Origin of the sequence: Nonomuraea polychroma (genome assembly GCF_004011505.1) — a bacterium.
GTDB classification, from domain to species: domain Bacteria; phylum Actinomycetota; class Actinomycetes; order Streptosporangiales; family Streptosporangiaceae; genus Nonomuraea; species Nonomuraea polychroma.
Genome location: NZ_SAUN01000001.1, coordinates 2,903,972 through 2,923,735, shown reverse-complemented (window position 1 = coordinate 2,923,735; position 19,764 = coordinate 2,903,972). Strand labels below are relative to the sequence as shown.

At 71.5% G+C, this 19,764-nt stretch carries 19 protein-coding genes; 12 read left to right on the top strand and 7 right to left on the bottom strand.

Annotated elements, in window-relative coordinates:
* Nucleotides 1-6: 6 nt before the first annotated feature.
* The gene (locus EDD27_RS12950) at nucleotides 7-642 is read left to right on the top strand and encodes a TetR/AcrR family transcriptional regulator (protein WP_127932657.1); all 636 of its coding nucleotides are present in this window, start codon (nucleotides 7-9) and stop codon (nucleotides 640-642) included.
* Here EDD27_RS12950 and EDD27_RS12945 read toward each other — a convergent pair.
* Together EDD27_RS12945 and EDD27_RS12940 are read right to left on the bottom strand one after the other, a co-directional pair.
* Nucleotides 639-953, bottom strand: coding sequence for a DUF4190 domain-containing protein (locus EDD27_RS12945; RefSeq protein ID WP_127932656.1), 315 nt, complete (start codon nucleotides 951-953; stop codon nucleotides 639-641). The two genes, EDD27_RS12950 and EDD27_RS12945, sit on opposite strands and share 4 nt — an antisense overlap.
* Before the next feature lie 85 nt (nucleotides 954-1,038).
* The gene (locus EDD27_RS12940; protein ID WP_127932655.1) at nucleotides 1,039-2,769 is read right to left on the bottom strand and encodes a zinc ribbon domain-containing protein; all 1,731 of its coding nucleotides are present in this window, start codon (nucleotides 2,767-2,769) and stop codon (nucleotides 1,039-1,041) included.
* Nucleotides 2,770-3,190: 421 nt separating this feature from the next.
* Here EDD27_RS12940 and EDD27_RS12935 point away from each other — a divergent pair, with 421 nt between their 5' ends.
* The gene (locus EDD27_RS12935) at nucleotides 3,191-3,979 is read left to right on the top strand and encodes an ion transporter (RefSeq protein ID WP_127932654.1); all 789 of its coding nucleotides are present in this window, start codon (nucleotides 3,191-3,193) and stop codon (nucleotides 3,977-3,979) included.
* Here the strand turns inward: EDD27_RS12935 and EDD27_RS12930 are convergent.
* The 3 genes from EDD27_RS12930 to rpsD form a co-directional block, all read right to left on the bottom strand.
* A complete protein-coding gene (locus EDD27_RS12930; RefSeq protein WP_164903598.1) occupies nucleotides 3,953-4,345 on the bottom strand; it encodes a hypothetical protein in 393 nt (130 codons plus the stop codon). The genes EDD27_RS12935 and EDD27_RS12930 overlap by 27 nt on opposite strands.
* Before the next feature lie 222 nt (nucleotides 4,346-4,567).
* The gene (locus EDD27_RS54130; protein WP_164903597.1) at nucleotides 4,568-4,705 is read right to left on the bottom strand and encodes a hypothetical protein; all 138 of its coding nucleotides are present in this window, start codon (nucleotides 4,703-4,705) and stop codon (nucleotides 4,568-4,570) included.
* A 261-nt stretch (nucleotides 4,706-4,966) separates the two neighbouring features.
* The gene (gene rpsD / locus EDD27_RS12925) at nucleotides 4,967-5,581 is read right to left on the bottom strand and encodes a 30S ribosomal protein S4 (protein WP_127940647.1); all 615 of its coding nucleotides are present in this window, start codon (nucleotides 5,579-5,581) and stop codon (nucleotides 4,967-4,969) included.
* 68 nt (nucleotides 5,582-5,649) lie between these two features.
* Here rpsD and EDD27_RS12920 point away from each other — a divergent pair, with 68 nt between their 5' ends.
* The 3 genes from EDD27_RS12920 (at nucleotide 5,650) to EDD27_RS12910 (ending at nucleotide 8,431) form a co-directional block, all read left to right on the top strand.
* A complete protein-coding gene (locus EDD27_RS12920; protein WP_127932652.1) occupies nucleotides 5,650-6,351 on the top strand; it encodes a DUF2470 domain-containing protein in 702 nt (233 codons plus the stop codon).
* 77 nt (nucleotides 6,352-6,428) lie between these two features.
* Complete coding sequence (locus EDD27_RS12915) at nucleotides 6,429-6,935, top strand: hypothetical protein (protein WP_127932651.1); 507 nt, start codon at nucleotides 6,429-6,431, stop codon at nucleotides 6,933-6,935.
* A 92-nt stretch (nucleotides 6,936-7,027) separates the two neighbouring features.
* Nucleotides 7,028-8,431: an MFS transporter gene (locus EDD27_RS12910; protein ID WP_127932650.1), complete on the top strand. Its 1,404-nt coding sequence runs from the start codon at nucleotides 7,028-7,030 to the stop codon at nucleotides 8,429-8,431.
* A 29-nt stretch (nucleotides 8,432-8,460) separates the two neighbouring features.
* Here EDD27_RS12910 and EDD27_RS12905 read toward each other — a convergent pair whose 3' ends face one another.
* The gene (locus EDD27_RS12905; protein ID WP_127932649.1) at nucleotides 8,461-9,111 is read right to left on the bottom strand and encodes a TetR/AcrR family transcriptional regulator; all 651 of its coding nucleotides are present in this window, start codon (nucleotides 9,109-9,111) and stop codon (nucleotides 8,461-8,463) included.
* Between the two features lie 75 nt (nucleotides 9,112-9,186).
* Between EDD27_RS12905 and EDD27_RS12900 the strand changes: the two genes are divergently transcribed.
* Nucleotides 9,187-10,761 carry an ABC-F family ATP-binding cassette domain-containing protein gene (locus tag EDD27_RS12900; protein WP_127932648.1) on the top strand — a complete coding sequence of 525 codons (1,575 nt, stop codon included), beginning with the start codon at nucleotides 9,187-9,189 and terminating at the stop codon, nucleotides 10,759-10,761.
* Here the strand turns inward: EDD27_RS12900 and EDD27_RS12895 are convergent.
* Entirely contained in the window at nucleotides 10,758-11,954 is a 1,197-nt protein-coding gene (locus tag EDD27_RS12895) for an ROK family transcriptional regulator (RefSeq protein ID WP_127932647.1), read from the bottom strand. The two genes, EDD27_RS12900 and EDD27_RS12895, sit on opposite strands and share 4 nt — an antisense overlap.
* 143 nt (nucleotides 11,955-12,097) lie before the next feature.
* Between EDD27_RS12895 and zwf the strand changes: the two genes are divergently transcribed.
* The 6 genes from zwf (at nucleotide 12,098) to EDD27_RS12860 (ending at nucleotide 19,706) form a co-directional block, all read left to right on the top strand.
* Nucleotides 12,098-13,600 carry a glucose-6-phosphate dehydrogenase gene (gene zwf, locus EDD27_RS12890; protein WP_127932646.1) on the top strand — a complete coding sequence of 501 codons (1,503 nt, stop codon included), beginning with the start codon at nucleotides 12,098-12,100 and terminating at the stop codon, nucleotides 13,598-13,600.
* Complete coding sequence (gene edd / locus EDD27_RS12885) at nucleotides 13,597-15,549, top strand: phosphogluconate dehydratase (protein ID WP_127932645.1); 1,953 nt, start codon at nucleotides 13,597-13,599, stop codon at nucleotides 15,547-15,549. The genes zwf and edd overlap by 4 nt, the downstream gene beginning before the upstream one ends.
* Before the next feature lie 178 nt (nucleotides 15,550-15,727).
* On the top strand, nucleotides 15,728-16,693 hold the full coding sequence (glk, locus tag EDD27_RS12880) for a glucokinase (protein ID WP_127932644.1): 966 nt from the start codon (nucleotides 15,728-15,730) through the stop codon (nucleotides 16,691-16,693).
* A 75-nt stretch (nucleotides 16,694-16,768) separates the two neighbouring features.
* On the top strand, nucleotides 16,769-17,380 hold the full coding sequence (eda, locus tag EDD27_RS12875) for a bifunctional 4-hydroxy-2-oxoglutarate aldolase/2-dehydro-3-deoxy-phosphogluconate aldolase (RefSeq protein ID WP_127932643.1): 612 nt from the start codon (nucleotides 16,769-16,771) through the stop codon (nucleotides 17,378-17,380).
* A 201-nt stretch (nucleotides 17,381-17,581) separates the two neighbouring features.
* On the top strand, nucleotides 17,582-18,373 hold the full coding sequence (locus EDD27_RS12865; protein WP_127932641.1) for an IclR family transcriptional regulator: 792 nt from the start codon (nucleotides 17,582-17,584) through the stop codon (nucleotides 18,371-18,373).
* A 190-nt stretch (nucleotides 18,374-18,563) separates the two neighbouring features.
* Entirely contained in the window at nucleotides 18,564-19,706 is a 1,143-nt protein-coding gene (locus EDD27_RS12860; protein WP_127932640.1) for a cytochrome P450, read from the top strand.
* The last annotated feature ends 58 nt before the right edge of the window (nucleotides 19,707-19,764 follow it).

Sequence of the window (19,764 nt, the reverse complement as noted above, 5' to 3'; positions counted from 1 at the left end):
GGGCCTATGCGGGAAGGGCTGCGGGAGCGGAAGAAGCGCGAGACCAGGGAGCGCATCGCGGACATCGCGATGGGGCTGTTCATGGCGCGGGGGTTCGACAACGTGACCGTGGCCGAGGTGGCGCGGGCCGCCGACGTGTCGGTCAACACGGTCTTCAACTACTTCAGCACCAAGGAGGACCTGTTCGCCGACCGCCAGGAGATGGCCGTCGACCTGCCGCAGAAGGTGCTGCGGGAGCGGGAGCCGGGAGAGAGCGTGGTGCGGGCGTTCCGGCGCGACTACCTCGACGCGATCGACACCCGCCACTGGCGTCACGGGCTCAACCTCGGCAGTGACGTGTTCGCCAGGATCGTGGGCGCCAGCCCCGCGCTGGTCGCCCGGCTGCGGCAGATCCACGAGGAACGCGAGGAGGGGCTGGCGCGGATGCTGGCCGAGGAGCTGGACGCCTCCCCCGACGACCTCTCACCACGGCTGGTGGCGGCGCACATCCTCAACACCACGCGTATCTTGACCGGCCACGCGGTCGCCAGGATGCTCGCCGGCGAGGGGTGGGAGACCATCGGCCCCGATCTCAGGGAGCAGGCGGAGAAGGCGTTCGACCTGCTGGAGTCGGGGCTCGGCGACTACGGCCCGGGCCGCTAGGAGCTGCTGGAGAAGCCTCCGGAGATCAGCGCGATACCGAAGGCGAAGACCAGGAACGCGACGGTGAGCATGAGCAGGACGCTGCTGATGATCCCGCAGATGCGCCCCGCCTGGATGTGGCCGCGGTTTTCGTAGAGGTAGCCGCTCTGGTCGATCTCGCGTAGCGCCTTGGTGCCCATCGACCACGCGAACGGCCCGAGGAAGCTGCACACCACCAGGCTCAGGATGCCGAGCACCAGGATGGCGGTCCCGTTGGGATGCGTGTGGGGCTGCGGGCCGTAGTACGAAGGTCCGTAATCGGGATAGGACATAGTCGCCGTTTTATACCACAGCTCCGCCTTGATCATGTTGCTGCGCTATACCGATCCCTCTAGGAGCGTCTGCGATTCTCTGTATTTACCTCAGACTTTCTGGCAAATCGGGCGGGCGTGGCCGTGGCGGGCCGTTCGCGTACGGTCCCAGGGGGAGTACGGGGGTGGCCGCGACGCGGTGGAAGCCGGTCCGGTGTTGAGCATCGCGTACAAGCCCTGTGCGCCCCGCGGGTGGGCGGGTCGTCTGGGGTGCTTGGCCCGCCGGACGCTGTCCCGTCCCGGGTGTGCCGGGGACGGGGGCGGGCACCGTGCGCTCGGCCGCCGCCCAGTCCCGATCACACGACAGGTCACAGTCCGGGCACCAGGCCCACGCCCAGCCTTTCTCGGCGAGCCGGTCGGGAGCCGGGCAATGCGTCAGCACCGAGGTGCCGTCACCGCAGCGGGGGCAGTATCGGGAGGTGCCGCGGGCCGGGACGGTGACCACGGCGATCGCGTGCTTGGCCGCCAGATGCCGGATCGCCTCCACGACCTGCCCGCGTACCTGTCCCGACAGGCGTGCGTTCGCCCGTCCCCGGCGCCCGCGCGCCTCCAGCGTGGCCAGGTCCTCCAGGTAGATCACCGTCGCCCCGGCGGCGAGGGCTTGGTCGACTGCCCAGCGGGCCGCCGACCAGGCCAGCGCCTTGTTCAAGCGCCGGATCCGCGCGCACACCCGCTCATGCTCCACCCCGATGACCTCATACGCCGCGGCCAGTTCGGCGACGCGGGGGTCGGCGGGCGTGATACCGGCCACCAGCCGTTCCTGATGCTGTTTCTTGGCGGCCAGGTGCTCGCGCTGGTCCCGCAGCCGGTGCAGCTTGGCCGACACGCCGCTCGCGTCGTAGCTCAGCGGCCTCCCATCCGTGACGACCCGACCGCCGGCCGTCAGACGTCCGATCGTGCCGGTGAGCAGGGTGTTCAGCCCCCAGTCGAAGCCGCACCCGATCACATGACCGGTGGCGGGCGCGACAGCGATCGGGGTCTGGAACGGCAGATCGACCCGCACCCGGCCGTTGTGCACACGCAGGGCGGGGGAGCACAGTTTCGCCTCCGCCGGGACGGTCGGCGGCAGGGCGATGGGCAGCAGGTGCCAGGCCCAATCCCTTCCGGACGCGGGGCAGGCGATCACGGGCAGCTTCACCCGCAGCCGGGCGCTGCGCTCACCGGTCCGCTCCAAGGTGGCCAGTTGCCGGTCAGCCGCGGCCAGCACGATCTGCGCCGCACACCCCGGAGGCCCTTCCAGCGCGGTCAAATCCGCCGGCAGCACGCCGCCGTGCGCATCACGATAGGCGCGGATCTGCCGCGTGCGATTGCGGATCTCCGCCGCACCCACCCCGTCCGGCAACACCGCCCGCAACGCCGCCCATTCGGCCTCGGTCCGCCTACGCGGGCCGCGAGGCCAGGTCGCCACGATCGCCGCCACCACCGCCCGGCGGTGCAGCGCCAGCCGCAACAGCCGGGCCGCCTGCTCTTGGGCGCAGCGCAGCACACGATCACACACATGTACGCCCGGCGCCGGCCTCACGCCCCAGCCCAGCCGCCGCACAGCCATCCAGCCCTTGGCCGGCAACGCCCGCCCGTCCAGCCCCACCCCGGACCACAGCGCGTCCAGATCCGCCTTGCTCCACCGGGCGGCCACGATATCGGTAGTCCGGTCCTGCGCCAGGCCGGCCAGCCAAGCCACCCGCTGGGCCAGCAAACTTTGCGGGAGGACCTCACCGGTCTGCTCCACGATCGCGCCGTGGGCGGTGCACGTCGCAGTCGCGGTGAGCTTACTCATTCATCCACCGGCCCTGTTGCGGAGCAGCCGCTGACCAACAGTGCCAGGATCGGCCGCCGTCCGGCCATGCTCGACGACCGGCACGCCCGCATACCCGGACCCCCGTCCCGCTTGGGTTTCACCCTAAGTAACCACAAGACTACCAGCACGTGGGCCCTGCCGGATAGAACACGTGAACGACATGATGCCCGCCCGCCCTGACCCACCTGGCTGGAAACCGGCAGCCACCCATCGCATTGCAGCACGTGAAGCCTCGGCAGCGTCGCGAGACAACAAGATTAGGGGGCGCCTCACCGACGCGAACGGCCGGGCAGAATTATCCTGCCCGCGGCCTAGCCGTCGCCACCAACCCGAAGAGCGCCACCACGAGATCACGGCAGACGCTTAGGTAGGATTTCATAGCGGATATGATCAACAGTCCATGCGTGAACGCACCCAAGCCATCCTGACCCACCCGGGTTTCCAGCGGTTCATCGTCAGTGTCATCCTGGTCAACGCGGCCACGCTGGGCCTGGAGACCTTCCCAGCCGTCGTGGAGCGGCACGGTGCCCTGCTCACCGTGGTCGACCACCTCGCGCTCTACATCTTCGCCGCCGAAATGCTGGCCAAGCTCTACGTCGAGCGCTGGCATTTCTTCCGCGACCCCTGGAACATTTTCGACTTCATGATCGTGGCCATCGCCTTCGCGCCCTCGTCGGGCGGTCTGTCGGTGCTGCGCGCCCTACGCATCCTTCGTGCTCTGCGGCTGCTATCGGTGGTTCCGAGCCTGCGCCGGGTGGTGTCGGCACTGCTGCGGGCCATGCCGGGAATGAGCTCGATCGTCGTGCTGCTGGCTTTGGTGCTGTACGTGGCCGCGGTCATGGCCACCAAGCTCTACGGACAGACCGATCCCGAGCGTTTCGGCAGTCTGCCGACGTCGCTGTTCACGCTCTTCCAGACGATGACGGGCGACGACTGGGGCAACATCGCCAGGGAAGTGATGGCCGAGCACCCGTCGGCGTGGATCTTCTTCACCGTCTTCATCCTGGTCTGCACGTTCGTGGTGCTGAACCTGTTCATGGCCGTCGTGGTGAACGCCATGGACGAGGAGAACGCCGAGGAACTGGCCGCGATCGAGGACACCACGGCGCACACCGAGCGGATCCTGGAGGAACTTGCCGAATTACGCAAGGAAATCGCAGAGCTACGCGGCAGTCGGGCTGGCGACTGAGCCGCCCCGCAACCGGTAGGCCACCCGCCACAAGGCCACGACCAGCAGTAACGCCACCACCATCCAGCCCTCGATGAGGCCGGACAGTGCGGCCGCTCGAGCAGGGTGGGCATGGGGGAACCGCCCACCCCAGGTCCACCACCGCTCGGCAACCATCGCTATGCCAAGCGCCTTGGAGGCGGCGAAGCAGACGGCCAGCCCGCCGCCCAACACCCACCCCACGCCGTGCAGATGCGCGGAAGGGTCGGCGGTGACCACACCCACCCCGGCCGCGGTCGCGATGATGCCCGCAGTCATGGCGAAGTGCGCTGGCAGGGCCATGCACGCCCGCAGCCCACACTCCGGCACGAATGGCACGGTGGTCACGCCGTACCGGAATGTGAGCCACCACGGGCAGACGACCAGCCTGAACCCGACCAGTGCTGCCAGCCTCGCCTGCAGGCCGCCACGACTGCCCCGACGAGGCCATCACGACCTGCATGACGGCCTCGCCGAACATGATGGTCAGGAACGGCCCGAGTCGTCGGCCCCGTAGGCCCGTACCGCCACGGCGACGACTCCACCCGGACGGAGACAATCCACGGGGCATCAGCTCGCGCCAAGCTGGGCCACGGGCCAGGCGGTCATGACCGTACCGGCCCGCTGCAGGGTGCGCCAGGCGCTGATCCTGCAGAAGATGTATGCGGCCATGGACGAGCCGTCGCGCACGACGCAGGGCGCCACCACGCGCGCGACGCCAGCCGCAGCGGCGGCGGCCATTTAGGCGATGCCGATCAGCATGCTGCGCGTGCGGGTGCGCTCGCCGTGCACGTTGGAGTAGAGCGTCAGTGTGGTCCACACGCTCCACACGGCGTAGGAGAGGACCACGAAAATGGCCACGCCGCCGGATGCTCCAGCCGATGGGCAGTTGGATCACCGCCACGACCACGAGCAGGTCGAAGAACAGCTCTAACCGGCTGGCGTGACGCTCTTCCGGATCACTCACGGCTACCGCGAATAGAACTCCACCACGAGCTGCTCGTCGACGGGGACCACGATCTGCTCGCGCTCGGGCCGGTGCGTCAGCGTGAAGCGCAGGTCGGCGTGGTCGACAGTGAGGTAGGCGGCGGTGCGCTCATCGGCGTAGATGCCCTCGGCGGCGGCCACGAACGGCTGCATCGTGCGGGAGCGCTCCCTGACCGTGACGACCTGGCCGGGCTTGACGAGGTAGCTGGGGATGTCCACCTTGCGGCCGTCCACGGCGATGTGCCCGTGGTTGATGTACTGCCTGGCGGCGTAGATCGACGGCGCCAGGCCGGCCCGCAGCACGAGCGAGGCCAGGCGGCTCTCCAGCAAGGTCACCAGCTCGGCGCCCGACGCGCCCGACTTGCGTACGGCGAGGTCCCAGTAGCGGCGCAGCTGCCGCTCGGACACGTCGTAGTACCAGCGCAGCTTCTGCTTCTCCATGAGCCGCAGGCCGTAGTCGCCGGTGGTGCGGCGGTTGGTCTTACGGCCGTGCTCGCCCGGCGGATAGGGGCGCTGCTCGAAGTAGCGGACGGCTTTCCTGGTCAGCGGGACGCCCGCGCGACGCGACAGTCGCACCTTGGGACCGGTGTAGCGCACGTTCACCTCAATGTGATTAGGTATTCCTTACTTAGGTAAGGCTAACCTATCAGCTTCTTGGAGTCGTCATGCTGCCGATCCCCGAGCGGGTCCGCACTCTCGCCGCGACCGCGAGCGTCGCCAAGCTCTCCGTCGACGGCGCCCCCTCCCCCGCCCGCGGCGGCGTGGACGGGCGCGGCCGTCCCGTGCTGCTGGTGCTGCCCGGCGAGCCGCTGCACGGCGTGCGCGAGGACGCCGTGGCCGCGGTGAACCTCACGGCGATGCGGCAGCTGGGCGACGTCACCCACCCGCGTGGGCTGCTCGAGGTGCAGGGCTGGGCGGAAGCGGTGCCGGAGCGCGAGGCGCGTGCCGCGGCTGTGGCGGTGGCCGCGCACAGCGCGGACGAGAGCCTGTTCGAGGCGCTGGAGCGGTTCGGGGAGCGGGACGCGCCCCGGCTGCTGCGGCTGGACGTGGGCCAGGTGGTCTATCTGACCGGGCAGGAGTCGGGGCTGCTGGACGCCGACGACTACCTGGGGGCATCGCCCGACCCGCTGACCGAGACGGCCGAGCGGGTGCTCGCCCACGTCAACGCCGCCCACCGGGCGCAGCTGACCGCGGGGGTGTCCAGGCAACTGGGCGAGGCGGCCGGCGAGGTGTGGCTGTGGGAGCTGGACCGCTTCGGCGCCACCGTACGGGTCGACGAGTCCCTGGTGCGCTTTCCCTGGCCGGTCCCGGCGAAGTCCGGCCGCTGCCTGGAGACGGCCCTGCGCGGCCTGCTGTGCTCCTGTTGATCACGGTTCGATGTGGATTAAACGGACATAGGTCTACATAGGCCATAGGGGTGCTCTCGCGTCTCTAGCATTGCTGCGTGAGTGGAGCGCATCGATCATCGGCCACGGCGGTGTCCGCCGACCAGGGCGGCCGGCGCAGGCGTGTGCTGGTCATCGTGGGAGTGTTGCTCGGCACACTGATGCTGGCCATGGCCGCGGTGCTGATCGGCGGCTCGTTCAGCACGACACGGCTGGACGCTGTCGAGTGGCCGGCGGGCGACCCGGACAAGTCCGTGCCGGTCGCGACCAAGTCGAGCTCGACGGCGTCGCAGACGCCCCGGCCCATCACGTCGGTCACGGCCACGGCGCCGGTCAGGGCGTCGGCCACGCCGGCTCCCCGGCGCTCGACCACCCCGACGCCCACGCGTACCCGGGCGGCCGTGCGGCCGAGCACAAGCCGGTCCGCCACGCCCACCTCTGAGGAAACGACGCCGGCCCCGTCCGCGACCGCTCCGGCGGCGACCGGGACGGCGCACACCCCGCCCGGCCGGACGCGGCAGCCTCCGGGACAGAATCCGGACAAGACACAGGGCGCCAAGAGGTAAGCCGGCAATTCTTCGGGACACAGCTATGGAATGAAGCATTCCGTTCTGCTACTATCGGAACAGAACAAGCCGTTCCGATCCAGGAGGCAGAGATGACCGCCCTCGACATCCGGCCGGTGCACACGCCCGTCGAGCCGACGCCCTACAGGTGGCGCTGGCCCGCGCTCGCGGTGATTCTCGCCGGCTCGGTGATGGAGCTGCTCGACGCCACCGTCACCAACATCGCGGGCCCCACGATGCGCGCCGAGCTCGGCGGCGGCACCTCGCTCATCCAGTGGCTCGGGGCGGCGTACACGCTGGCCATGACCGCGGGTCTGCTGACCGGCGGGCGGCTGGGCGACATCGTCGGCCGCAAGCGCATGTTCCTCATCGGGGTCGCCGGGTTCACGGCCGGGTCGCTGCTGTGCGCGCTGGCCTTCTCGCCCGAGACCATCATCGCGGCCAGGATCGTGCAGGGACTGTTCGGGGCGGCCATGATCCCGCAGGGCATGGGGCTGATGAAGGAGATGTTCCCGCCCAAGGAGCTGGCGACGGCGATGGGGCTGTTCGGGCCGGTCATCGGACTGTCCGCGGTGGGCGGGCCGATCCTGGCGGGAGCCCTGACGAGCGTCGACTGGCGGCTCATCTTCGTGATCAACCTGCCGATCGGCGCCGTCGCCGCGCTGGCCGCGCTGCGCTTCCTGCCCGCCTCACGACCCACGCGGGGCGTGCGGCTCGACCTTCCTGGGGCGCTGCTGGCCTCGGCGGGCACCGTGCTCATCGTGTTCCCGCTGGTGCAGGGCGGGGAGCACGGGTGGCCGGCCTGGTCGTTCGCCATGATGGCCGCCTCGGGCGCGGTGTTCGGGCTCTTCGCCGCGTACGAGCGGCGCAAGGCCGCGGGCGGCGGCGACCCGCTGGTGGCGCCGAGCCTGTTCCGCAAGCGGGCGTTCGTGTCCGGCATGGCGACCGGCACCATCTACTTCGCCGCGTTCGCCGGGGCCTTCTTCGTCATCGGGCTCTACACGCAGCTCGGCCTGGGATACTCCCCGCTCAAGGCCGCTTTGACCGGCGTCCCCTCGTCGCTCGGCATGATCGCGGGCATGGGCGTGGCGCAGGCACTCCAGCGGCACGGGCGCCGGGTCTTGCTGGCCGGCGCGGTCGTCATGGCGCTCGGGGTGACCGGCGTGATCGCCGTCGCCTCACCCGGCGTCTCCCCGTGGCAGCTGGCGCCGATGCTCGCGGTGACCGGCTTGGGCAGCGGCCTGATCATGACGCCGTACTTCGGCATCGTGATGGCCGCGGTCGAGCCTGGCGAGACCGGCTCGGCATCCGGCACCCTGACCGCGCTGCAGCAGGTCGGCGGCGCGCTGGGGCTGGCGCTGCTGGGCACGGTCTACTTCGGCACCGGCTCGGCGCAGGCCACGCTGGGCGTCGCGGCCGGGATGATCGCCGCCACCTTCGCGGTCGGGCTGCTGCTGCCCAAGCAGGCCAGGGAGGGCGCGGACATCGCTTCCTGAGCTCCGCGAGCACCTGGACACCGGCCGGCTCACTGGAGCCGGCCGGTTCCCGTTTTCCGCGCCTGCTCCATGCCGGCGAGGAGATAGCCGAGGCCCTCGTCGAACGTGGCGTCCCATGCGTGGTCGAGCCCGTGCTCGGCCAGTGCCGGGTAGCGACGGGCCCGCTCGCGCAGGAACGCGCCGGTGTCCTCGCCGTCCTGGTCCTGCCAGGTGACCTGCATGATGACCGAACCCATGACGTAGTTGGACAGGCTGTAGGCGGCGGCCTGGGGCGCGGCGAAGCCGGCGCCGGTCAGCGTCCGGTAGAGGAACTCGGTGCGTTCCAGCGCGTTCGGGCCCATGAGCGGGCGGTCGAGGATGGTGGCCGACCACGGGTGCCGCAGCAGGGCCGCGCGCCACCCGCCGATCAGCTCGCGCACGGCCGCCTGCCAGCCGGCGGCCGGGTCCGGCAGCCGCACCTCGCCGAAGACGGCGTCCAGGGCCAGGTCCAGGACGTCGTCCTTGGTCTTGACGTGCCAGTAGAGGGTGGTCGAGCCGGTGTCCAGCCGCTCGGCCAGGCGGCGCATGGTGAGCCGGTCCGCGCCCTCCTCGTCGAGCAGCGCGACCGCCTCGGCCACGATCCGCTCCAGCGTCAGCGTCTGTCTCGGCGCCTTGCGGGGGCGCGACCACACGTTCTCCACGGGCCTGATAATACGTTGTGCGAGTGACCGGATCGATGGTCTAGTAGTAGAACGATGGTCGAGGAGGTGCCGGCGATGGGACATGTCGAGGCGAGCGGGGTGACGTACCTGCTGCCCGACGGACGGCCGCTGCTGCTGGAGACGTCGTTCAAGGTGGGCGAGGGGGCCAAGGCGGCGCTCGTCGGGCCGAACGGCGCGGGCAAGACCACGCTGCTGCGGCTGATCGCGGGCGAGTTGCAGCCCGCCGACGGCCGGATCGCGAGCAGCGGCGGCATCGGGGTGATGCGGCAGTTCCTCGGCGAGGGCACCGTGCACGACCTGCTGCTGAACGTGGCCCCGCAACGGATGCGGGATGCCACGGCCACACTCGCCGCCGCCGAGGCGGCCCTCGCGGCGCGTGACGACGAGCCCGCCCAGCTCGCCTACGCCCAGGCGATCGCCGACTACGCCGACGCGGGCGGCTACGAGCTGGAGGTCGTGTGGGACGTGTGCGCGACCGAGGCGCTGGGGCTGCCGTACCAAGCGATCAAGGACAGGAGCGTGGCCACGCTGTCGGGCGGCGAGCAGAAGCGGCTCATGCTGGAGGCGCTGCTGCGCGGCCCCGACGAGGTGCTGCTGCTCGACGAGCCGGACAACTACCTGGACGTGCGGGGCAAGCAGTGGCTGGAGCAGGCGATCAGGGGATCGGCCAAGACCGTGCTGCTCGTCTCGCACGACCGGCAGCTGCTGGCCGAGGCGGCCGACCGGATCGTCACCGTGGAGGGCCGCACGGTGTGGGTGCACGGCGGCGGGTTCGCGAGCTACGCCGAGGCGCGCAGGCGGCGCAGGGAGCGGCTGGAGGAGCTGCGGCAGCGCTGGGAGGACGAGCGGGCCAGGTTGCGCCGGCTGGTGCACATCCTGCGGCAGCGTTCGGCGAACAACGACGCGCTGGCGGGGGCGTACCAGTCGGCGGTGACGCGGCTGGAGCGCTTCGAGCGGGCGGGGCCGCCGCAGCGGGCGCCGAAGGAGCAGAACGTGCGCATGCGCCTGCGCGGCGGGCGTACCGGCAAGCGGGCGGTGATCTGCGAGGAGCTGGAGCTGACGGGGCTGCTGCGGCCGTTCTCCACCGAGATCTGGTACGGCGAGCGGGTCGGCGTGCTCGGCATGAACGGCACCGGCAAGTCCCACTTCCTGCGGCTGCTGGCCGGCGAGCCGATCGCGCACACCGGCGCGGCCCGCCTGGGCGCCCGCGTCACGCCCGGCCACTTCGCGCAGACCCACCTGCGGCCCGACCTGAAGGGCCGGGCGGCGGCCGACGTGGTGATGACCGAGCACGCCATGACCCGCAACGAGGCCATGGCGGCACTGGCCCGCTACGAGCTGGCGCCGGCGGGCGGGCAGCCGTTCGAGACGTTGTCGGGCGGGCAGCAGGCCCGGCTGCAGATCCTGTTGCTGGAGCTTTCCGGGGCCACGTTGCTGCTGCTCGACGAGCCGACGGACAACCTGGACCTGGCCAGCGCGGAGGCGCTGCAACGCGGGCTGGAGGCGTTCGAGGGGACGGTGCTGGCGGTGACCCACGACCGGTGGTTCGCGGCCGACATGGACCGGTATCTGATCTTCGGCGCAGACGGCCTCGTCCGGGAGAGCGACGAGCCGCGGTGGGACCTCTAGCTGGAGACGCGGCGCAGGGTCGAGACCGTCATGATCTCGTCGACGGCCTCCGGCGACAGCACGTGGTCGAGCACCATCACCGCGCAGCCGCTGATGCCCGCCCCCGCGCCGAGCCGGCTCGGCTCGATGCGCAGGCGCCGGGTCGCCAGGGCGGTGGAGCGGCGGTAGACGACCTCGCGGATGCTCGACACCAGCGGCCCGAACGCCTCGGCCACGTCGCCGCCGAGCACCACCACCGACGGGTTGAGGATGTTGACCGCGCCGGCCAGCACCTCGCCGATCCTGCGCCCGGCGGTGCGGACCATGGCCATCGTCTCGGCGTCACCGGCCCGCACTAACGCCGTCACGTCCGCGATCGTCTTGACGTCCTTGCCGGCCGCGCGCAGGTCGCGCAGCAGGGCGGTGCCGCTGGCCACGGAGTCGACGCAGTCGGTGTTGCCGCAGCGGCACAGCACCCCGGCGCCGTCCAGCACGGGGATGTGCCCGATCTCGCCGGCCGCGCCCAGCGCGCCGCGCAGGATGCCGCCGCCCGCGATCACGCCCGCGCCGATGCGGGTGGAGACCTTCACGAACATCAGGTCGTCCAGGTCGGGGTAGGCGCCGCGGTGCTCGCCGATGGCCAGCACGTTCACGTCGTTGTCGACGAGCACGGGGACGGGGAAACGCTCGCGGATGATCGGCGGGATCACCACGCCGGTCCAGGACGCCATCACGCGGGCGCTCTCCGTGCGGCCCTGCGCGAACTCGACGGTGGCCGGCACGCCCATCCCGACGCCCCTGATCATCGAGCGCGGCCGGTCGCCGAGCAGCTCGTCCCAGGTGTCCATGATCAGCGGCAGCACGACGTCGGGTCCCTGCTCCACGTCCATCGCGAACTCGCGCCCGGCCAGCTCGCTCCCGGCGAGGTCGCAGATCGCGACCCGGGTGCGGCTCGCGCCGAGCGCCGCCACCAGCACCACGCCGCCCGAGGCGTTGAACTCCAGCCGGACCGGCGGCCGCCCGCCCGTGGACGGGGCGTCGGTGCGCTCCACGACGAGGCCGCGCTCCAGCAGCTCACCGACGCGCAGCTGCACCGCGGGACGCGACAGGCCGGTCACCCGGCCCAGGTCGGCCCGCGTCACGGCCTCACCGGAGCGGATGAGGGCAAGCACCTCGCCACTCGTGGCGAGGGTCGCGGCGGTACGTCGTGGCATCGGCTAAGTGAACCACATGGGGTTAGGTCATGAAAAGTCAGAACTTTTTTATCTCAAATACCAAAACTCCGCTTGTCTATGACCCAAACTCTCGTTAGTGTCCGTTCTGTCCCTGCTTTGGTAGATCATCGGAGCCCCTCACCGTGTCCACCCACCCGGAACCCACCCCCGCCCACACCGCCGACCTCGTCGTCTTCGGCGGAACCGGCGACCTGTCCATGCGCAAACTGCTCCCCGCGCTGTACCACAGCGACAGGGAGGGCCGGCTCTCCCCGGAGACCCGCGTGATCGCCATGTCCAGGGGCGGACTGACCGACGCCGACTTCCGCGGCAAGGTGGACGCCGAAGTACGCGACGGCTTTGAATGTCGCCGAGTCCGCGACCAGGTCCCGATCGAGGACCTGGCCGTGTGGGAGCGGTTCCTGGCCCGCCTGCACCACGTGTCGGTCGACGTGGGAGGTTCGGACAAGTCCGGCTGGGATGCGCTGTCCGGCTTGTTGTCTGGTTTCGAGTCGCGTGACCGGGTGTTCTACCTGGCCAGCCCGCCGCGCACGTTCGGGCCCTTCTGCCGGGAGCTGGCCGAGGCCGGGCTGGTGACGCCGCGCTCGCGCGTGGTGCTGGAGAAGCCCCTCGGCCAGGACCTGCCGAGCGCGCAGGCGATCAACGACGAGGTCGGCGCCATCTTCGAGGAGCGCCAGATCTTCCGCATCGACCACTACCTGGGCAAGGAGACCGTCCAGAACCTCCTCGTCCTGCGCTTCGCCAACGCCTTCCTGGAGCCGGTCTGGAACTCGCTGTGGATCGACCACGTCCAGATCACCGCCGCCGAGACCGTCGGCACGCCGGGCCGGCGCGGCTACTACGACCACGCGGGCGCGCTGCGCGACATGGTGCAGAACCACCTGCTCCAGCTCCTCACGCTCACCGCGATGGAGCCGCCGGCCCGCAACGACCGCGAGGCCATCCGCGACGAGAAGGTCAAGGTCCTGCAGGCGCTGCGGCCGATCGCGGGCACGGAGGTCGATCGCTTCACCGTGCGCGGCCAGTACGTCGGCGCCGGCGACATGCCCGGCTACCTCGACGAGCCCGGCTCCACGCCGCCGACCGAGGCCTCGGCGCGGGTGGAGACGTTCACCGCGATCCGGGCCGAGATCAAGAACTGGCGGTGGGCGGGGGTGCCGTTCTACCTGCGGACCGGCAAGCGCATGCCGTACCGGCGCTCGGAGATCGTGGTGCAGTTCAAGGACGTGCCGCACTCCATCTTCCCCGGCGGCACGCCCAACCGCCTGGTGCTGCGGCTGCAGCCGGAAGAGGGCATCGAGCTGCACATCATGGCCAAGGAGCCGGGCGCGGGCGAGGTGACGCTGAAGCCGGTGCCGATGTCGCTGAGCTTCGGCGAGACGTTCACGGCGCGGGTGCCCGAGGCGTACGAGCGGCTGCTGAGCGATGTGCTGGCCGGTAACCCGACGTTGTTCATGCGCCGCGACGAGGTGGAGGCGGCCTGGCGCTGGATCGACCCGATCCTCGACGCCTGGAAGGCCGACCCCGCCCTGCCAGAGCCCTACCCGGCCGGAACCACCGGCCCCGCTGGAGCCCACGAACTGCTCGGCCGCAGCGGTCGCGCTTGGCACGAGGAGGACATGTGAATCCGATCATCAAGGAGATCACCGAACGCATCGCCGAGCGCAGCGCCGCCAGCCGCGCCGCCTACCTGGCGCGGATCCGGCGCGACGGCGAGGCCGCCAAGGGCAAGGGCCCGGCCCGCGCCCACCTCGGCTGCGCGAACCTGGCGCACGGCTTCGCTTCGGCGGACGCCGAGGACAAGCAAATCCTGCGGGGTGTCGGCAACGCAGCCAAGCCGGGCGTGGCGATCGTGACGAGCTACAACGACATGCTCTCCGCCCACGCGCCGTACGAGACGTACCCGCCGGAGCTGAAGGCCGCCGTGCGCCGGGCCGGGGGCGTGGCGCAGGTGGCGGGCGGCGTGCCGGCGATGTGCGACGGCATCACCCAGGGGCGGGCCGGCATGGAGCTGTCGCTCTACAGCCGTGACGTGATCGCCATGGCCACCGCCATCGCGCTGTCGCACGACATGTTCGACGCGTCGCTGCTGCTGGGCGTGTGCGACAAGATCGTGCCTGGGCTGTTCATCGGGGCGCTGCACTTCGGGCACCTGCCCGCGATCTTCGTGCCCGCCGGGCCGATGGCCTCCGGGCTGCCGAACAAGGTCAAGGCCCGCACCCGCCAGCTGTTCGCCGAGGGCAAGGTCGGGCGGGAGGAGCTGCTGGACGCCGAGGCCAAGTCGTACCACTCCCCCGGCACCTGCACCTTCTACGGCACCGCGAACTCCAACCAGGCGCTCATGGAGGTCATGGGCCTGCACCTGCCCGGCTCGACGTTCGTCAACCCGCACACCGAGCTGCGTCACGCGCTGACCGAGGCGGCCGGGCGCCGGGCCGTGGAGATCACCGCGCACGGGGCGGAGTACACGCCGATCGGCGAGCTCGTCGACGAGAAGGCGATCGTGAACGCCTGCGTCGCGCTGCTGGCCACGGGCGGCTCCACCAACCACACGCTGCACCTGGTCGCCATGGCGGCCGCCGCGGGGATCGTACTGACCTGGGATGACTTCGCCCGCCTGTCGGGGGTCGTGCCGTCGCTCACCAAGATCTACCCGAACGGCCAGGCGGACGTGAACCACTTCCGCGACGCCGGCGGCATGCAGGTGCTCATCGGCGACCTGCTCGACGAGGGGCTGCTGCACGGTGACGTCATGACCGTGGCCGGCCCGGGCCTCGACCGTTACCGCGAGGCCCCCTCGCTGGTGGACGGCTCGCTGGTGTGGGCGCCGGTGACCGGCGGCAGCAAGGACCTGGACGTGCTGCGGCCGGTGGCGCAGCCGTTCTCGGCCGACGGCGGGATCCACATGGTCGCGGGCAACCTGGGCCGCGCGGTCAGCAAGGTGTCGGCGGTCAAGCCCGAGCACCTGGTGATCGAGGCGCCGGCCAAGGTCTTCGACGACCAGCTGGACCTGCTGAAGGCGTTCGAGGCGGGCGAGCTGGACGGGCAGGACTTCGTGGCGGTCATCCGCTACCAGGGGCCGAGCGCGAACGGCATGCCCGAGCTGCACAAGCTCACGCCGCCGCTGGCGGTGCTGCTCGACCGGGGTCAGCGGGTGGCCATCGTCACCGACGGGCGCATGTCCGGCGCTTCCGGCAAGGTGCCCGCGGCCATCCACCTGTCGCCCGAGGCGGCCGACGGCGGGCCGATCGCGCTGGTCCGCGAGGGCGACGTGATCAGGCTCGACTCGGCGGCCGGGACGCTGGAGCTGCTGGTGCCGGCCGAGGAGCTGGCCCGGCGCACGCCCGAGGGGCGGCCGCTGAGCGACGCGCAGTGGGTCGGTACGGGGCGCGAGCTGTTCGCGGCGTTCCGCCGGATGGCGGGGCACGCCGAGCAGGGGGCCGGGATCTTCGGCGTGAGCGGCGCCGAGTCGCCGCACCACGGCCCCGGACTGGGCTTCCCGGCCGAGGCCGGCGCCTCCCACCTGGAGACGGGCACCCCGGTAGGCGCTCGCCCCGCCGGACTCGCCCGGTGACCGCCCCCGCGTTCGCTCACGCGTCCGCGGCCACCCCGCACCCGCACGCCGCCCGGCGCGACCGTCCCGCGCACGAAGCCGGGGCCGGCGCCCCCTTCTGGGGCGGCGGGAGCATCCATGGCATCCTTCCGTGTATGGCGAGCGATCTTGACGCTGCCCTGACTGCCGGAGGTGTGTGGTGAGTGCCTTTGACCTTCCGTGGCTCGTCGCCGACATCGGGGGGACCAATGCCAGGTTCGGCCTGGTCACCTCGCTGGGCGCGCGGCCTTCGCACGTCGCGGTCCTGGCCGGGGCGGACTACGCCACCCTCTCCGAGGCCGTGACCGCCTACCTGGCGGAGCACGCCGGCGGAGTGCGGCCGGGGGCGGCCTGCCTGGCCCTGGCCGGGCCGATCGATGGCGACCGTTACCGGCTCACGAACTCGGCCTGGTCCGGGTCCGTGCACGATCTCGGCATCCCCTACGTACGCCTGCTCAACGACTTCGAGGCGCTGGCCGTGTCCCTGCCCCACCTGGACGGCGACGACCTGGTGTCCCTGGGCGGGCCGGAGCTCGGCTACGGGGTCAAGGCCGTGCTCGGTCCCGGCACCGGGCTCGGCGTGGGCGGGCTGGTGCCGACCGAGCACGGCTGGACCCCGATCCCCGGTGAGGGCGGTCATGTCACCGTGCCGGTGGTGGACCGGCGGGAGCTGGAGATCGTCCGCGTGCTGCAGGCGCAGGGCCTGCCCCACGTGGTGGCCGAGCACGTGTTGTCCGGTCCCGGCCTGGTCCGGCTGCACCGGGCGCTGGCCCAGGTGAACGGCGTCAGCGCGCCCGAGCTGAACGCCTCGGACATCGCGGCCAGACTCGACGACTCGCTGTGCGCGGAGACGATCGAGGTGTTCTGCGGGATGCTGGGCAGCTTCGCGGGCAACGTGGCGCTGACTCTCGGCGCTCGGGGCGGGGTGTACCTGGGCGGCGGAGTGCTGCCACGTATCGTGGAACGCGTGCGCACCAGCAGCTTCCGCACGCGGTTCGCTGCGAATCCGGACATGGCCGCATACCTGGCGGCCATCGGGACCGCGCTGATCGTCGCGCCCCAGCCGGCGCTGACCGGCGCGGCCGCCTGGCTGAGCCAGCGAGCCCGCAGGGAGCTGGTGGGCTGACGAACGGCGCCGGCCCGCGCGGCCGGCGTTCGGTACTAGACGGCCTGTGAGGGGCCGAATGAGGAGAAAGAACCCATGAGCTTGCTCGATCTCGCCCCCGTGATCCCGGTCGTTGTGATCGAGGACGTCGAGACCGCCGTGCCGATGGCCCGGGCGCTGGTCGCCGGTGGGCTGCCGGTCATCGAGGTGACGTTGCGCACGCCGGCCGCGCGCGAGGCGATCGCCAGGATCGCCGACGAGGTGCCCGAGGCGACGGTGGGCGCCGGGACGATCCGGACTCATGACGACATCGCGGCGTCGGTGTCCGCGGGGGCGAGGTTCCTGGTCTCGCCGGGCACGACCCTGTCGCTGGTCGAGGCCATGGACTCGAGCGGGGTCCCGTACCTGCCCGGTGCCGCCACCGTGTCGGAGGTGATGGCGCTGGTGGAGCGGGGGATCAAGGAGCTGAAGTTCTTCCCGGCCGAGGCCGCGGGCGGGGTGCCGTACCTGAAGGCGCTGTCGGGGCCGCTGCCGGACGTGCGGTTCTGCCCGACGGGCGGCATCCGGGTGAACACCGCGCCGGAGTACCTGGCGCTGCCGAACGTGGGTTGCGTGGGCGGCACCTGGCTCACCCCTGCGGACGCGCTGGCGGCCGGCGACTGGGGCCGCGTGGAGAAGCTCGCCTCGGAGGCCGCCGCCCTGCGCTGACCCGCATGGCGTCAGCTCCAGATCGAGACGTTCCGGCGGGTCTGGACATAGGGGCCAGAACGCCTGGTGAGGTGGCTGTGTCGGTGTACGCAGAGCTCATCAGCACGGGTATTCGAGGGTGCGGCGGCCGGGTAGGCCAGGAAATGTAAAGCCACAGTCTCGGGGACCCCCCTCCTGCTCCCGGAGAGCGAAGGGACATAGATGCTCACGCAAACCGTCAGCCAAGCGCCACAGCTCGTCGACGATCGCCCGGTGCCGCAGCCGGGGAGCTTGGAGAGGGGGATCGACATCCTCCTCGCGCTGAGCGCGGCCTCCCGACCGGTCAGCCTGGCGCAGCTGTGCCGCAGCACCGGCCTGCCCAAGTCGACCGCGCACCGGATCCTGGGCGTGCTCTGCTCGCGCGAGCTTGCCACCCGGGTGGGCAACGGCTACGTGCCCGGCGAGCTGCTGGAGACCATGGCGGGCATCGCCCGGGCCCGGGTGCCCGGCACCCGGCGAGCGGTGCTGCCGTACCTTCTCTACCTGTACGAGACCACCAGGCAGACGGTGAACCTGGCCGTGCCCTCCGGCCTGGAGGCCCGCTACGTCGAACGGCTGTACGGCCACAACCGGGTCCGCTCCCCCTCCGACGGCCTGGACCGGACGCCGCTGCACTGCACGGCGGCCGGCAAGGCGTTGCTGGCGTTCGACCCGAAGCTGCGCGAGGAGGTGCTGGCACGCGGCTCGTTCGAGCGTATGACGCGCCGGACGATCATCACCCTGGCCGGGCTCGAACGCGAGCTGGCTCAGGTGCGCCGCCACGGCCTGGCCTACGCTTCGGAGGAGTTCGCCGAGGGCGTGGCCTGTGTGGCGGCTCCGGTGTTCGGTCCTGGCGGCCGCATCTGCATGTCCCTGGGGGTGGCCGCCCGCGCCCACACCGTGCCGCTGGGCAAGCTCGGCATCGCCGTACGCGGGGCCGCTCAGGCCATCTCGGCCGCGCTCCTCGGCGTGTAGACGTTCCGGCCACTGGAACGCTCCATAGCTCCGCGACCAAAGCGTTCCAGTGGCCGAAACCCGTGATTGCGGGCGGCGCGTCGCAGCGATCACATCGTGGTCATGGATTCCTTCCCCGCTCCGGCCATTCAGGAGATTCCCCCGGGCCGCCGCGCCTCGGGCTCGGCGGAGCCGGCCGGGGAGGCCTCGCGTGCCTAGGGGCCTGCCCCGGGCGACCGCGCTGGAGAGCCTGCGCCTCGCGGCCGCCTTCATGACCCACGGCGCGCCGCACGTGGTTCCCGGGCGCGACCCGCTGCGCGCCCGCCCTCTGCTGGCCGACCTGGAATCCCGGTACGGCGGCCGCCCCGTGCTGGTACGCGGCCCGCGGGGCCCGGCGCTGCTGGTGTTGTCCAAGCGCGACGTGCTGCGCGTGCTGGACGAGGAGCGGAACGCGTACGCGCCGGCCGAGGAGCGCCGGCTGAACGTCCCGACGGACGTTCTGCGCCCGGCGTTCATCGAGATCGCCCGCGAGGAGGCCGCGGAGCTGACCGACGGCGTGGTGGACTACCGGCGGCTCAACGCCCGCTGGCAGCGCGTGGCCAGGCGCTGTGTGTACGGCGACGGGGGGGCCGGCGACGAGGAGCTCACCAGCCTGCTGGCGCGGCTCACGCGGGCGGCCAGGCGGCGGGCCGGGCGCCGCAGGGAGATCCTGTCCGGCCGCTACGACACCCGCATCCTCGACCACCTGCGCCGCGCCGAGCCGGGCAGCTTGGCCGGTCTGATCGCCGAGACGTCCCGCGCGTCCGAGTCGCGCCGGCTCATGCAGGCGGCCTTCTGGCTGATGGGGCTCGGCGTCACCGCGACGGGCCTCATGCAGACGCTGGCGCTGCTCGCCACCCACCCCGGTCATCGCAGGACGGCCCGCGCCGAGCCCGACCATCTGCGGGCCTGCCTGCGCGAGGCGCTGCGCCTGTGGCCGCCGGTCCCCGCGCTGTCCCAGGTCTCGGCCGTGGCCACCGAATGGTACGGCACCACCCTGCCCGCAGGCACCGCCGTGCTGGTGCCGCTCGCGGCGCACCAGCGCAGCGCGCGCCTGCCGTACGCGAACACGTTCGCGCCCGAGATCTGGCTCGACGGCACCGCGGCGGACGAGTGGTGGGCCCGGCCGGGCTGCGACGGCGTGCACCTGACGCTCGCGGTGGCCGGCGCCTTCCTTGGCGGCATGGTGCAGATGGCCCGCCCCAAGCCGGTCGGCCGGATCCTCTCCCCGCACCGGCCCCTCCCGTACACGCTCGACGTCTCGCGGCTGCGGGTGACGATGCGCCCGGCCCGCCGCACCTCCGTCCGCCCCTGAGCCATGCCTGGTCAGGGCCAGTGGCCAACGTAGAGGCCTGACCTCCGTTAGAGTCTGG

Bases quoted from the DNA above. Each gene is read 5' to 3' on its own strand.
- EDD27_RS12950 (WP_127932657.1), top strand. From the start codon at position 7: ATGCGGGAAGGGCTGCGGGAGCGGAAGAAGCGCGAGACCAGGGAGCGC.
- EDD27_RS12945 (WP_127932656.1), bottom strand. From the start codon at position 953: ATGTCCTATCCCGATTACGGACCTTCGTACTACGGCCCGCAGCCCCAC.
- EDD27_RS12940 (WP_127932655.1), bottom strand. From the start codon at position 2,769: ATGAGTAAGCTCACCGCGACTGCGACGTGCACCGCCCACGGCGCGATC.
- EDD27_RS12935 (WP_127932654.1), top strand. From the start codon at position 3,191: ATGCGTGAACGCACCCAAGCCATCCTGACCCACCCGGGTTTCCAGCGG.
- EDD27_RS12920 (WP_127932652.1), top strand. From the start codon at position 5,650: ATGCTGCCGATCCCCGAGCGGGTCCGCACTCTCGCCGCGACCGCGAGC.
- EDD27_RS12910 (WP_127932650.1), top strand. From the start codon at position 7,028: ATGACCGCCCTCGACATCCGGCCGGTGCACACGCCCGTCGAGCCGACG.
- EDD27_RS12900 (WP_127932648.1), top strand. From the start codon at position 9,187: ATGGGACATGTCGAGGCGAGCGGGGTGACGTACCTGCTGCCCGACGGA.
- EDD27_RS12895 (WP_127932647.1), bottom strand. From the start codon at position 11,954: ATGCCACGACGTACCGCCGCGACCCTCGCCACGAGTGGCGAGGTGCTT.
- eda (WP_127932643.1), top strand. From the start codon at position 16,769: ATGAGCTTGCTCGATCTCGCCCCCGTGATCCCGGTCGTTGTGATCGAG.
- EDD27_RS12865 (WP_127932641.1), top strand. From the start codon at position 17,582: ATGCTCACGCAAACCGTCAGCCAAGCGCCACAGCTCGTCGACGATCGC.